The sequence below is a fragment of the Lysinibacillus sp. COL-1 genome, assembly GCF_059814265.1.
This window is the reverse complement of the sequence record NZ_JCAWSJ010000004.1, coordinates 3238321-3252437: the sequence shown is the minus strand read 5'-3', so window position 1 is coordinate 3252437 and position 14117 is coordinate 3238321. Positions and strand designations below refer to the sequence as shown.

15 protein-coding genes are annotated in these 14117 nt (G+C 35.5%); 12 read left to right on the top strand and 3 right to left on the bottom strand.

What is annotated here, in order from left to right; translation table 11 throughout:
* The first annotated feature begins 90 nt into the window (after positions 1 to 90).
* The 4 genes from infC to AC6BKE_RS24275 all read left to right on the top strand — a co-directional run bounded on the left by infC (position 91) and on the right by AC6BKE_RS24275 (position 1640).
* Positions 91 to 594, top strand: a complete 504-nt coding sequence (gene infC, locus AC6BKE_RS24290; protein WP_025114499.1) for a translation initiation factor IF-3 — start codon at positions 91 to 93, stop codon at positions 592 to 594.
* A 31-nt stretch (positions 595 to 625) separates the two neighbouring features.
* Entirely contained in the window at positions 626 to 826 is a 201-nt protein-coding gene (rpmI, locus tag AC6BKE_RS24285) for a 50S ribosomal protein L35 (RefSeq protein ID WP_004226312.1), read from the top strand.
* Positions 827 to 881: 55 nt separating this feature from the next.
* The gene (gene rplT / locus AC6BKE_RS24280; protein ID WP_004226314.1) at positions 882 to 1241 is read left to right on the top strand and encodes a 50S ribosomal protein L20; all 360 of its coding nucleotides are present in this window, start codon (positions 882 to 884) and stop codon (positions 1239 to 1241) included.
* Positions 1242 to 1376: 135 nt separating this feature from the next.
* A complete protein-coding gene (locus tag AC6BKE_RS24275; RefSeq protein WP_058843380.1) occupies positions 1377 to 1640 on the top strand; it encodes a DUF1294 domain-containing protein in 264 nt (87 codons plus the stop codon).
* A gap of 24 nt (positions 1641 to 1664) precedes the next feature.
* On the opposite strand, the gene AC6BKE_RS24270 is transcribed toward AC6BKE_RS24275, so the two are convergent.
* A complete protein-coding gene (locus tag AC6BKE_RS24270; protein WP_036121631.1) occupies positions 1665 to 2060 on the bottom strand; it encodes a hypothetical protein in 396 nt (131 codons plus the stop codon).
* 107 nt (positions 2061 to 2167) lie between these two features.
* On the opposite strand from AC6BKE_RS24270, the gene AC6BKE_RS24265 reads away from it, so the two are divergent.
* The 3 genes from AC6BKE_RS24265 to AC6BKE_RS24255 all read left to right on the top strand — a co-directional run bounded on the left by AC6BKE_RS24265 (position 2168) and on the right by AC6BKE_RS24255 (position 5598).
* Positions 2168 to 2653, top strand: a complete 486-nt coding sequence (locus tag AC6BKE_RS24265) for a dUTP diphosphatase (RefSeq protein ID WP_036121628.1) — start codon at positions 2168 to 2170, stop codon at positions 2651 to 2653.
* Between the two features lie 94 nt (positions 2654 to 2747).
* Positions 2748 to 3836: a M42 family metallopeptidase gene (locus AC6BKE_RS24260; RefSeq protein WP_036121625.1), complete on the top strand. Its 1089-nt coding sequence runs from the start codon at positions 2748 to 2750 to the stop codon at positions 3834 to 3836.
* Positions 3837 to 4077: 241 nt separating this feature from the next.
* On the top strand, positions 4078 to 5598 hold the full coding sequence (locus AC6BKE_RS24255; RefSeq protein WP_445238353.1) for a thiol-activated cytolysin family protein: 1521 nt from the start codon (positions 4078 to 4080) through the stop codon (positions 5596 to 5598).
* A 169-nt stretch (positions 5599 to 5767) separates the two neighbouring features.
* Here the strand turns inward: AC6BKE_RS24255 and AC6BKE_RS24250 are convergent, their stop codons facing one another.
* The gene (locus tag AC6BKE_RS24250) at positions 5768 to 6427 is read right to left on the bottom strand and encodes a 4'-phosphopantetheinyl transferase family protein (RefSeq protein WP_499858181.1); all 660 of its coding nucleotides are present in this window, start codon (positions 6425 to 6427) and stop codon (positions 5768 to 5770) included.
* Positions 6428 to 6492: 65 nt separating this feature from the next.
* Positions 6493 to 7452 carry a helix-turn-helix transcriptional regulator gene (locus tag AC6BKE_RS24245; RefSeq protein WP_499858180.1) on the bottom strand — a complete coding sequence of 320 codons (960 nt, stop codon included), beginning with the start codon at positions 7450 to 7452 and terminating at the stop codon, positions 6493 to 6495.
* A gap of 56 nt (positions 7453 to 7508) precedes the next feature.
* Between AC6BKE_RS24245 and AC6BKE_RS24240 the strand changes: the two genes are divergently transcribed.
* The 5 genes from AC6BKE_RS24240 to AC6BKE_RS24220 all read left to right on the top strand — a co-directional run bounded on the left by AC6BKE_RS24240 (position 7509) and on the right by AC6BKE_RS24220 (position 14092).
* A complete protein-coding gene (locus tag AC6BKE_RS24240; protein ID WP_244504859.1) occupies positions 7509 to 8231 on the top strand; it encodes an MptD family putative ECF transporter S component in 723 nt (240 codons plus the stop codon).
* A 40-nt stretch (positions 8232 to 8271) separates the two neighbouring features.
* A complete protein-coding gene (locus AC6BKE_RS24235; RefSeq protein ID WP_051891635.1) occupies positions 8272 to 8994 on the top strand; it encodes an energy-coupling factor transporter transmembrane component T in 723 nt (240 codons plus the stop codon).
* Positions 8988 to 10457, top strand: coding sequence for an ABC transporter ATP-binding protein (locus tag AC6BKE_RS24230; protein WP_499858179.1), 1470 nt, complete (start codon positions 8988 to 8990; stop codon positions 10455 to 10457). The genes AC6BKE_RS24235 and AC6BKE_RS24230 overlap by 7 nt, the downstream gene beginning before the upstream one ends.
* A gap of 65 nt (positions 10458 to 10522) precedes the next feature.
* Complete coding sequence (locus AC6BKE_RS24225) at positions 10523 to 12271, top strand: ABC transporter ATP-binding protein (protein ID WP_330493079.1); 1749 nt, start codon at positions 10523 to 10525, stop codon at positions 12269 to 12271.
* Positions 12272 to 12379: 108 nt separating this feature from the next.
* On the top strand, positions 12380 to 14092 hold the full coding sequence (locus AC6BKE_RS24220; RefSeq protein WP_499858178.1) for an ABC transporter ATP-binding protein: 1713 nt from the start codon (positions 12380 to 12382) through the stop codon (positions 14090 to 14092).
* Positions 14093 to 14117 lie beyond the last annotated feature (25 nt).

Here is a 14117-nt window from a genome sequence, read left to right as displayed (position 1 = left end):
CAAGAGGATGTACCGTTCAACCGGGCAAGACTTTGCCCAAACCATGTATTCGCGACAACTACTTGGAGGTGGATTACTATTAGCAAAGACATGTATGTAAACGAAGGCATTCGCGCACGTGAACTTCGATTAATCGATCACAATGGTGACCAGCTTGGTGTAAAGACACGTAATGAAGCGCTAGAAATCGCCACTCGTGTAAACTTGGATCTTGTCCTTGTGGCCCCTCAAGCCAAGCCGCCAGTCGCTCGTATCATGGACTATGGTAAATTTAAGTTTGAACAGCAAAAGAAAGACCGTGAAATTCGTAAAAATCAAAAGGTCATCGTCATGAAAGAGGTTCGTTTGAGCCCATCAATCGATGAGCATGATTTCCAAACGAAGTTACGTAATGCGATTAAATTCCTTGAAAAAGGCGATAAAGTAAAATGTAGCTTACGTTTCAAAGGTCGTGCGATTACACATAAAGACATTGGTCAACGTGTGTTAGATCGTTTTGCTGAAGCTTGTGCTGAAGTATCAACGGTAGAACAAAAACCGAAGATGGAAGGCCGAAGCATGTTCTTAGTTCTTCAACCAAAGAACGAGAAATAATATTAGACGAACAGTTTAGGAGGAATTCGACATGCCAAAAATGAAAACTCACCGTGGAGCTGCGAAACGTTTCAAAAAAACGGGTTCAGGTAAATTAAAATATGACCGTGCTTATGGAAGCCACTTATTCGCAAACAAATCTACGAAACAAAAACGTCACTTACGTAAAGCAAACATCGTTTCATCTGGTGACTTCAAACGCATCAAATCTTTACTTGTTTACATGAAATAATTGACTACAAAAATACTAACATTCATTTTTAAATGAAAAGCAGGAGGTAATTCATATGCCACGCGTAAAAGGCGGAACAGTGACGCGCAAACGTCGTAAAAAAGTATTAAAATTAGCTAAAGGTTACTATGGTTCAAAACATACATTATATAAAGTTGCTAACCAAGCGGTAATGAAGTCAGGTCAATATGCATACCGTGACCGTCGTCAGAAAAAACGTGATTTCCGTAAATTATGGATCACTCGTATCAATGCAGCTGCTCGTATGAACGGTCTTTCTTACAGCCGTTTAATGCACGGTTTAAAAGTTGCTGGTATCGAAGTTAACCGTAAAATGTTAGCTGACCTTGCTGTAACAGATGCTGCAGCATTCACTCAACTAGCAGACGCTGCTAAAAAAGCAGTAGCTAAATAATAGTTGACGTAGTCAACTATTATTTCTGCACCGAAAGCATAAGCGACAGGTGTTAAAAAAGACTGATGGATTTTTCCATCAGTCTTTTTTGTGTTAGATTAGTAGTATAACGTTTTCTAGATAAAGGAGTAAGAAATGGGACAAGCATTATTAGCGTATATGAGCATTGTATCGATTGTGCTGCTCATTTTAATGGGTATGGATAAATCACGTGCTAAAAAACATGAATGGCGTATTGCGGAGCGCACGTTGTTTACGCTTGCCATAGCAGGAGGGGCAGGAGGTGGCGTGCTAGGTATGTATTTATTCCGCCATAAAACACGCCACAATCGTTTTGCATTTGGTTTTCCACTATTAGCAGCCATTCAAATTTTTATCATTGTACAATTGTGGTCATAATTGACATGAATTAAAAACACATCCTCATGATGGGGATGTGTTCCGCATAAGCTGTTCAATGGGCTGCTTCCAATTAATTTTTGCGTTTGGATAGTTCAATAAAATTTCCTGCTGTAAATATTCAAAGTCGCTTTTGGAGAGGCCTTGCAGCGTCGCAGCGTCACGCGCACCGACAAAAATAGTCACAACCTCGAAAGCATCCTCTGTCGTGCCTAGGTATTTTTCACCTTCAAAAAGAGCACCCTTATAGGAAATGAAGAAATTCTTTCGCACATTTTTAACGTCATCGTAAAAATAATATTGGCCTTTTTCATAGGCTTCATCAAGTTTGCGTTTAGGATCGGTTATATAACGAATCGCTTTATAAAATACATAGATAATAAGCGCTATCACAGCAAGTCGAATTAGTAACGGCAACATTTTTAAATTTTCCCCCTTGAAGAAAGGTTATTCTTTCCTATACGATTAGAGAGGTCAAATAGTTTCATTTTATTTAAAATATTTTTTTAGAAATTTAGGAGATAAAAATGAATTTACAACAATTGTTTACAATGCAACAAGAGCTGGATGATTTTATCGAGCAAACACAAAATATTCAGCAAGATGTGTTTCAGGAAAAGGGCTTAGCCTTAATGGTAGAGTTAGCAGAGCTTGCGAATGAAACGCGCTGCTTTAAGTTTTGGAGCACAAAGGGGCCTTCAGCACGTGAGGTTATTTTAGAAGAATATGTGGATTCTATTCACTTTATCTTATCGCTTGGCTTATTAAAGGGCTATACATCGATTGAAAAGTGGCCTGTGGTAGAAGAAAATCGAGATTTAACAGCCATTTTTTTAGAGACACAAAGTGCTATTTTAACATTTATTCAGCAACCTACCAAGGAGCGCTACTTAGCCATTTGGCAATGCTACGGGGTACTCGCGTATAACCTCAGTTTTACATTTGAGGACGTGGTTGGCGCTTATATTGAGAAAAACCAAGAAAATTACCAGCGTCAGCGTTCAGGATATTAAAGTAAGAAATACACTAATTTTCAGACGATTAAGCTAGGAATATTTCGGTAAACGAAGTATAATAAAGTAGATACGAGAAGTAGGAGGCAAAAGGATGACACAACTAGATTCAACATTACAAATGTTTAAAGATTTAACAGATGCGAATGGTATTGCAGGTAATGAGCGTGCACCTCGTGAGGTCATGAAAAAATACATTGCACCATATGCAGACACTGTAGAAACAGATAACTTAGGTAGTGTAATTGCTAAAAAAGTAGGCGATGAAAACGGTCCTAAAATTGTCGTAGCAGGACATTTAGATGAAGTAGGTTTCATGGTAACGCAAATCGATGACAAAGGCTTTATCAAATTCCAAACGGTAGGTGGCTGGTGGAGTCAAGTAATGCTTGCACAGCGTGTAACGATTACTACTCGCAAGGGTGATGAAGTGATTGGGGTTATTGGTTCAAAACCACCTCATATTTTACCTGCAGATGTACGTAATAAAGTAGTAGACATTAAAGATATGTTTATTGATATTGGTGCTGCTTCTAAAGATGAAGTACTTGAGTGGGGCGTGCGTCCTGGCGATATGGTAACACCATACTTTGAATTTAATGTTATGAAAAATGATAAGTATCTATTAGCAAAAGCTTGGGATAACCGTATCGGTTGTGCTATTGCGATTGATGTTATGAAAGCGTTACAAAATGAAAAGCATCCTAACATTCTTTATTCAGTAGGGAATGTACAAGAAGAAGTGGGGCTTCGCGGTGCTAAAACAGCAACACATAAAATCCAACCAGATATTGGATTTGCAGTAGATGTAGGTGTAGCAGGAGACACGCCAGGTGTTACAGCTAAAGAATCAACTAGTAAGATGGGTGCTGGCCCACAAATCGTTGTGTATGATGCATCTATGGTATCACACCGTGGCTTACGTGAATTCGTATTAGATGTAGCAGATGAGCACAATATTCCATATCAATTTGAAGCGATGGCTGGCGGTGGGACAGACGCTGGCTCCATCCACGTAACAGCAAATGGCGTACCAGCACTATCCATCGGTATTGCGACACGCTACATCCATTCACATGCAGGTATCCTACATCGTGATGATTATGATAACGCTGTTAAATTAATGGTAGAAGTTATTAAAAAATTAGACCGTGATGCAGTCAATAAAATTACATTTGATTGATTGAATGATAAGAACTAAATAGAATTCCCATAGTTTTGCCTTCTAACGACAATGTTAGGAGGCTTTTTTCGTTGCTCAAACCAATATAGCTTACTTAAGAGGGAATAGTTAGGATATCATAGCAAATGTTACACAATAGTCATTAGTACATACTAGATAGCAAGTTAAAAATGAAACCAAAATACTATTTTTGAAAATTAATTTTGTATGGTATAATTTCCTATAAAAGGAGTGGATTTATTTGGGAATTCAAAAAGTAATCAAGTTTTTATTATGTTTATCTCTTAGTTTATGTATCATAAATTATCCTAGTATTTCTTTTGCTGAAACACTTGATACGAATACATCTAGTGAAAAAAGCATATCTGACATTGATACAGGTATAGCAAACTTGAACTACAATAACAAGGAAGTATTAGCAGTGAATGGTGACAAGGTTGATAGCTTTGTTCCAAAAGAAGGTATTAACTCAAATAATAAATTTATAGTAGTTGAACGTAACAAAAAATCACTTACAACTTCACCAGTGGATATTTCAATTATTGATTCTATGGCGAATCGTACATATCCAGGAGCATTACAACTTGCAAACCGAGCTTTTGTAGACAATCAACCTAGTTTATTGGTAGCTAAAAGAAAACCTCTAAATATTAGCATTGATTTACCTGGCATGAAAAGGGAAAATACTATAACGGTGGATAATCCAACATATGGTAATGTGTCTGGGGCAGTAGATGAGTTAGTATCTACTTGGAGTGAGAAATATTCCACAACACATACTTTACCTGCAAGACTACAATATTCTGAATCTATGGTTTATAGCAAATCTCAAATAGCGAGTGCTCTGAATGTTAACGCTCAAGTTCTTGACAATTCACTAGGGATTGACTTTAATGCGATTGCGAACGGCGAGAAAAAAGTGATGGTTGCAGCATACAAACAAATATTTTATACCGTAAGTGCTGAACTACCTAACAATCCATCAGACCTTTTTGATGATAGTGTCCATTTTGAAGAATTAACGCGTAAAGGGGTAAGTAATGATGCTCCTCCCGTTATGGTATCTAATGTAGCTTATGGTAGAACAATTTATGTGAAATTAGAAACAAGCTCTAAGAGCAAGGATGTACAAGCTGCTTTTAAAGCCTTACTGAAGAATGTCAATACGAATGTAGAAACTAGTGCACAGTACAAGGATATTTTTGAAGAAAGCTCCTTTACGGCTGTAGTATTAGGAGGAGATTCACAAAAGCATAATCAAATTGTCTCAAAGGACTTTAATGATATTCGAGGAATAATTAAAGATAATGCAGAATTTAGTCTTAAAAATCCAGCATATCCAATTTCGTATACAAGTGTTTTCTTAAAGGATCATTCAATTGCTGCTGTTCATAATAATACAGATTATATTGAGACGACATCTACAGAATATTCTAAAGGAAAGATCATCCTTGATCATTATGGTGCATATGTTGCTCAATTTGAAGTAGCCTGGGACGAATTTTCCTATGATGAAAATGGAAATGAAGTATTAACCCATAAAACTTGGGATGGAAATTGGAAGGACAAAACAGCTCATTTCTCTACAGTAATACCACTTCCTGCTAATTCAAAAAATATAAGAATTTATGCAAGAGAGTGTACAGGTCTTGCCTGGGAATGGTGGAGAACGGTTATTGATGAATATAATGTTCCAATGTCTAATGAAATCAAAGTCTCCATTGGAGGAACGACATTATACCCAACAGGTAGTATTAATTAACATCAAAATTCATCATAATGATGTGAAAAATGATATTCAATTTCGATAATAGGGTTTTACCTCCTAACAAATTATTGTTAGGAGGTTTTTTGCGTTGGTTAGAACCTGTACAAGTCCGATTGGTGAAAGCAAATAATCCGTGAGAGATGAAAGCCCCCACGGATTGCATTCAAGATTCATAAACCATCTTATTGTTGAAAGAGGTGATGATAGTCTGTAAAGATAATAATTCAATAGCATTTGCTTCAATAGCTTCAGTAGAGCAGCAAGCAAGCGAATATTGTCCTTCGAGATGGGTGGATAAAAAAGAAAGAATGTCACAATGGTTACCATGGAAATGAATAGTGCCATCCATTATTTTAAAAGAAAAAGATTGAAGTGGCGTTGATAAGCCAATGCCTAAGTATTTGATGTAGGCTTCCTTTAATGTCCAAAGCTTAAAAAAATAATCTAATTGATCCTTGTCCGATAACGTGATGAGATCCTTATATTCCTCAGAGGAGAATATATGCTGGGCAAGATTGAGATCCAATAAATGATGCTTTTCAATGTCAACGCCAATTTCTGTATTACTGACACCACACAAAACATAATTTCCTGAATGAGAAACATTGAAAAAGGCATTTGGTAAATTTTTAATAAAAGGTTTGCCATACGAATTATTAGCAAATTCAATAGCACAGGGAGCTATATTAAAATTTGTTGAAATTAAATATCTAGCTAATATATCCCCAAATAGCCCTCGCTTGTAGTCTTCTTTATAGTGAAATTTTTGAAGTTTATTTTTTTTCTCATTGGAAATAAAAGCTGTAAGTTTCGAATGGTACATGTCAAAGTGTACATCTGTAATTGAAAGTAAAGCCAGTTTTATAATAATTATACCCTCCTATTCGTTTAGCCTTTCGATAATTGCTGTCTATATTCTTTAGGTGTGAGGTCTAGATAACGTTTAAATAGTTCTGAAAACCTTCCGGCACTTTGATAGCCTACTTTCCGAGCAATCTCATTAATAGGAAGCTCTGTATGAGCTAGTAGTTTCTCAGCCTGATGGACTCGTTGCTTTTGGATATATTCAGTAATTGTACAATGATACACTTCTTTAAATAGCTTTTTTAATTTTGTAGCACCCATACATGAAATTTTCGTTAAATGATCTAATGTTAGTTGAAGCGTATAGTAATTTTCGATATGAGCGGCTACATGCTCAATATGGTGAATATCTTCTTTAGAAATTTGTGAGCAATGACATGTTTTATCAGAAAGGGCTCGTTCCATAATGAGAGCCAATGCTTCATATACTTTTCCTTCATAAAAAAGGGCAGAAGTTAGGTCGGAACCTCGATAAGCAGCTATTTGTCGAAGGAGAATAACCATCTCTGAAAAAGTAGATGTCGCTTTTAATGTTGTTAACGCTTGTCGTGGATTCACATATTTTTCACCATATTTATATGCTAAAAATTGATCACAAAATGTAGCAGTAAACTCAATGCCAATTGATTGTACTGGAATATTTTTATGAATAATAGCACTATATTGTTCACCTTTGCTCCAATAGCTTCTTATATAGCCAGACTTTAATGGTTGATAAGGATGAAGCTCCTCGCCTGAAATAGATTCGTAGTATGTGATTGTTAGTAGCTCAGGCATCGTTAATTCTAATCGATGATCCTCAAAAAAATAAAAATCATGAATAAGAATAGAAAACATATCTTTGGCATGATATATCCAATAATACCCGTTACCTAAAGCTGGATCAATTGTGAAAGTAGTTCCTATGGCGTTATATTTACTCTTCTGATCATCTTGTGAAAATCCATTTTTTAATAATAGAGGTTCAAAATGTTGTAAAGTCATTTGCTTTCCCCTTCCCTCAATTAGACATTCCTTTTCCTTGATTAGACGTAAACACAGTGTGGGCATATTTTTATGTACTGTTATTCATTATAATAGATAATGATAATCGTTATCAATTAAAGATGCTAATTATAGTAAAAATTACAATAGAAAGGGATTGTGATGTAAATATGTATACACAAACGATGCAACAAAAAACGCTTACGATGAAAGATTTAATAACAGTCGGTATTTTCTCAGCGCTTTTCTTTATATTTATGATGATTGGGTCAGCCTTTTTCGCACCCAACCCTGTATTGACTTTTTTAATGCCAGCGGGTGCAGCCCTATTAACGGGCCCTATTTATTTATTAATGCTAGCGAAAGTACCGAAATTTGGCCCAATACTAATTTTGGGGATATTGATAGCGATTATTACGTTCGTAACAGGAATGTACTGGTTATGGTCATTAGCATGTATAGTACTAGCTTTGCTAGGCGAATTCATTGCATCAATCGGCAAGTATAAAAATAATACGATTAATATGATGAGTTATATTGTTTTTTCACTTCATCCTATGGGGTCTTACATAATGCTATGGTTCAATCAACAAGCATATAAGGAGTATTTAGTAGGTCAAGGAACAGAACAAGCTTATATGGATACGATGCTAACAACGGCCCAAAACTGGATGCTACCAGCAATGATTATTGGTACAATGCTCTGCGCACTCATTAGTGGTTTTTTAGGGAAAAAATTATTGAAAAAACAGTTTGAGAAATCTGGGGTACTGGCATAGCTAGAGTGGTGAAACTTTAAGATTAAGGGAGAAGATTTATATGTATGAGCAGAGCAATGTGCATATGCAAGTTTCCACCGTCAAGCTTGATCCAAGAACAAAAATATACCTGCTACTGTTAGTGAATGTTGCGGTGTTTTTGTCACCTTCTTTTCAATACGAACTGCTATTAATGGTCATCATATTTAGTCTTTGTCTATTGATGGGTATGTTGTCATTTTCAATAAAAATGATGCTAGGATATGGATTTATTCTAGGTATTCACTTTATAAGTGAAAGATTTTTATCTGGTACATGGGAGCTAATGTTTGTCTCGTTTGCTATGTTTATTAGAAAAATTTTTCCATGTGTTGTCATGGGAGGGTTACTAGTTGGGACTACCAAAATCAATGAATTTATGACGGCCTTAGGAAAACTACGACTTTCAAAAAAAGTAATTATTCCATTAGCCGTCATGTTACGCTATTTTCCTATGATTGGGGAAGATTGGCGCTATATAAAGGATGCGATGAAATTAAGGGGCATTTCTCCCTCCATCATAGGCTTTCTAACAAAACCTATGCAAACGGTTGAATGCATATATGTTCCTTTAATGATGGCAGCATCCAAAATTGCTGATGAATTATCTGCTGCAAGTATAGCGAGGGGAATTGAAAACCCGAAAGAGCGCTCTTGCTTTCAACATGTACATTTTCAACTAAGCGATAGTATTGTCGTTTTTGTATTGACGTTTTTTGTATTTGGAGGGCTGTTCATATGTTGAAAATCGAGCAATATTCATTCCATTATACAGATGAGAAAAGTGAAGGTATCGAAAATATAAATTTTCACGTGAAAAGAGGACAGTGCATTTTATTATGTGGTAAAAGTGGCTGTGGGAAAACAACGATTATCAGAGCAATTAACGGTTTAATTCCTTATTTTTATTTCGGCCAACTTAAAGGGCAAGTGATGTTAAATAATCTACCTGTAGAAAATAGAAAGATGTATGAATTAAGTGAACAGGTAGGGACAGTTTTTCAAAATCCACGATCACAGTTTTTTAACGTTGATACAGATAGTGAGATTGTATTTGGAATGGAAAACATGGCATATCCAAAAGAAATGATGGAAGAAAGAATGCAAGAGATTACATTGGAACTTCGTTTAGAAAAGCTTCGTCGTCGTAATATTTTTCATTTATCAGGTGGTGAGAAGCAGAAGATTGCCTTTGCGAGTGTCTATGCTGTTGCACCAGATGTTTTTGTGCTAGATGAGCCTTCGTCTAATTTAGATGCGGCTGCTATTGAAGAATTAAAGGAGATGATTGCCTTACTAAAAAGGCAAGGTAAGACGATTATTATATCTGAACATCGACTTTATTATTTAAGAGATTTAATTGATACTGCCATTGTGTTAAATAAGGGACAAATTGTATCAACTTATACACAAAAGGAATTTTTACAGCTTTCGAATCAACAGCTGGAACAATTGGGGCTACGCACGCTTTATTTAAGCAATGTACAGTTTCAACATCGACAGCAGCCTGCTAAACATAAAGTCCATGAACTTGTTGTGAAGGATGTTACGATTTCACATAAAAAGAGAAATATACTGGAAAATATACACTTTGCAGCCAAAAGCGGCGAAATTATTGCCATCACAGGACATAATGGGGCAGGGAAAACGACCTTTGCTAGATCGCTATGTGGTCTACATAAAATAACATCTGGAAATATTTATTTTAATAAACAAAAACTAACTTCGAAAAAACAAGCACAACTCTCCTATCTGGTGATGCAAGATGTTAATTATCAGTTATTTGCTGAAACAGTCGAAAAGGAATGTGTCTTTGGGGTGAAAAATCCTGATTCAAATTTAGTACAACAGGTATTGGAGGAGATGGATTTATTAGAGTTGACAGAACGACACCCTAATACATTATCAGGTGGACAAAAACAAAGGCTTGCAGTAGCGGCTAGTTTAATAAGTGAAAAGGAAATTTTAGTATTTGATGAACCGACAAGTGGACTAGATTATGACAGTATGCAAAAGGTGGCAAGTATTTTAAAAAGTTTAGCGGAGGCTAATAAAATTGTTTTTGTTATAACACATGACCTGGAATTTATAGCGACCTGCTGTCATCGTATTCTTCGTTTTGAAGATGGAAAGAAGCAAGACGATTATATACTGAATAAAGAAAATCAGCAGTATACAATTGATGCTTTCACTCTACAGCAAGGTTAGCGGCTGCTGAGTAAAGTACAATGTGAAATTACTCAGATGATTGTGTAGGAAGGGGCTGAATAACAATGGAAAAAGCACTACAAAATAAAAATCCGATCTTCATGCTTCTTTCTTGGGCAGGAAAAGATAAAAAATATTTATATTTATCGGTTTTATGTTCTTTAATTAGTGGGCTTTCTACAATTGTACCTTATTTCGTTATTTATCAAATTATTGAGCAAGTCTATCACAATACCTTAACGGAAGCCTTATTAATTCAAAATTTATTACTTTTGATTACATCGATCATTGTTCGATTTGGGCTCTTTGCTATTTCTGGTACTCTCTCGCATAAAGGAGCCTATCGAACGTTATTTAAAGTGCGTTGTCAAGTAACAGAGCATATGGCACAAGTACCATTAGGCTCTTTAAATGAACGAAATACAGGGGAAATTAAAACATTATTAAATGAAGAAATCGAAAAATTAGAATTATTTTTAGCCCATCATTTACCAGAGCTCATCTTTTATATGAGTGGTCCAATAGCTGTCTTTATCTATTTATGTACGGTAAATGTACCGTTAGCGCTTATTTCGTTTATTCCATTAATCATTGCAGTAGCAGTTATGGCCATCATGTTTCGTGGTACGAATCAAATGATGGATCGTGCAGCACGTTCTATAGCTAATTTAAATGCAATCATTATCGAATATATTCAAGGCATGCGTTTAATTAAGGCATTTAACATGAGCAGTTCATCTTTTCAAAAGTTTGCTAAAGCTGTAGATGATGAATTTAAGACATGGAAAGAAATATCTTTGAAAATGGGCCCACCATATGCGAGCTATATCATTATTATAGAGTGCGGTTTATTGCTAATGGTGCCCATAGGTGGCATGTGGTTCTTAAATGGTAGCTTAACAGGAAGTGTCTTTATTCTTTTTGCATTTGTAGGTTCATTGTATTTAACAGAACTACGCCCTCTACAAGAATTAGGCATGAACTTTGCACAAGTATTAAATGCTGTAAAGAAATGTGTAACTTTTTTAGAAACACCTGTTTTTGAACAAGGGCAAGCATTTCCAAAGAATTATACTATTGAATTGAAAAATGTTAACTACTCTTATGATGGGCAGAAAGAACATTTAAAAAATGTGAATCTAACGATTGCTGAAAATGAAAAAATAGCTATTGTCGGTGCTTCAGGTTCAGGGAAAAGTACAATTGTCCAGTTGATTTCACGCTTTAATGATGTTCAACAAGGGGAAGTGTTAATCGGCAATCAAAACGTCAAGGCTATTGAGTATGAGGAATTATTAAAAAATATAACGATAGTATTCCAAAAGACATTTTTAACGAGTGGGACCGTTTTCGAAAATATTGTTATGGGTTCTAGCGCCACACTTGATGAAGTAAGAGAAGCAGCAAAAAAGGCCCAAATTGATGATTTTATCATTTCATTACCAGATGGTTATGATACGAAGGTAGGGAGCTTTGGCATTAGATTTTCTGGTGGTGAAAAGCAGCGTATTGCGATTGCACGTGCCATTTTAAAAAATGCGCCTATACTAATATTGGATGAAGCCACATCCGCAGCTGACCCAGAAAATCAAGCCGAAATTGATCAGGCCATTGCTGAGCTTTGTGTAGGTAAAACGGTTATTATCATTGCACATCGTCTTGGAATGATTAAGCATTGTGATCGAGTGGCCATTGTCGAAAATGAAACAATTCAAGCGTGTGGAACACATCAAGATATGCTAGAAGAATGCCCTTCATATAAAAAAGTTTGGCAGGATTATAGCAAAGCTAGAGAAATTACGTATGAATTGTAAGATATTTATCTTGGTTCAGCAGATGTCACATATTTGGAAGAAAATTACCTACGTAGCGACGGGTACAATTACGCCAAGGCGTAATTAATGGATGAAGGAGAATTTAGTATGGACAAAAAACATGCATTTAGAAAAAATATTTCTTTTTATCTTTCTGTTGTTTTCAATGTCATCGAAGGGATGCTAGCTGGTTTTAATTTTATCGTTTTATACTACACGATCAAAGCCTTAATTACAGAGCAATTAACGATGAGCATGTTAACTCAAACTATATTATTATTAGGTGCTGTTTTTGTTATTCGCTTAATTGTCTATGCATTTGGTTATACGAGAGGGCAAATTGGTGGTGCGCAAGTGAGTAGAATTCTTCGCTTGTCGCTGGGCGATAAAATGAAAAAAATACCACTTTCCTCCTTTACGAAGGCACAAATTGGCGAGTACATTAATGCAACGACAACAAGTGTTAATAATTATGAAAATATTTTGACTCATAAAATTGGTGATATTATAAAAAATACTTCGTTTAGCTTACTGTTAATTGGCTTCGTTGCAACGCATTCGATATCTGCTGGAATAGTTCTTTTATGTTCAGGCTTATTATTATTACCATCACTTTACTTGTCCTTTTTAATGGTAAAAAAATACGGGAACGAGAAGAAAAATATTATGACAAAAAATACAAGTGATGTAGTGGAGTATATTAATGGTATTCAAACGCTACGATCATTTGGTTTAGGTGGTGTTAAAAATAAAGCAACAACTGATTCTATGAAAGCCTATAGTGATATTAGTTATGTATATGAGATCAAAGTAATTCCAATTGGTACGATATTTAGTATTCTCTGTTGGTTCAGTTTACCGATTGTTCTTTATTTAGCAGGTCATCAATGGTTGGCAGGAAATCTAGAGGCTTCTTCCTTCTTTCTAATTAGCATCAGCCCTTTATTTACATGTAAATTGTTTGGCACACTTTTTATTGACCTTACCTCTTATAAAAATTTTATGATTGCCAAACGTCAAATTGAAGCTGTATTAGATGCAGAGGAAGAGCCATCAAGTGATGCCTTTTTTGAACCTGAACAATATAGTATAGCTTTTCACAATGTGAATTTCGCCTATAGCCAAGAAGAACCTATATTGCGTGATATTAATTTTGAAATTGGGTCTTCCCAGTTTGTAGCAATTGTCGGGCCATCGGGTTCGGGAAAATCAACTATTTTAAATTTAATCACAAAATATTATGAGCCTAATCGTGGTGATATTTTAATTGGTCAGCAAACGATTCAATCGATCGCTACTGAAAAAGTAATGCAAAAAATTTCAATGGTTGATCAAGATACTTTTTTGTTTAATGACACGATATTAAATAATATTCGCTATACAAAGCCAGAAGCAACAAAACAAGAAATTATTAATGCTGCAAAAGAGGCCAACTGCCATGATTTTATTGAGAAGTTGGAGTATGGCTATGACACAATCATTGGGGAAAATGGTAATAAGTTATCTGGTGGTGAAAGGCAGCGTATATCCATTGCACGTGCCATTTTAAAGGACAGTCCTATACTTTTATTAGATGAAGCGACCGCTTCGTTAGATATCGAAAATGAGTTAGCTGTAAAAGAAGCGATTAAAAATCTTTTGAAAAAGAAAAAAACAGTTGTGATGATTGCCCATACACTTTCCATTATTAAAAATGCAGACAATATATTAGTTGTGGATGGAGGACAAATCGTTGAAGAAGGGTCACATCAAAGTCTTATCGCTAAGGAGGGCAAATATGCAGCTATGTGGAAAAAAGAACATCAATTAAGTATCGTCTAACAAATAGATGTTAACAGAGAGAATG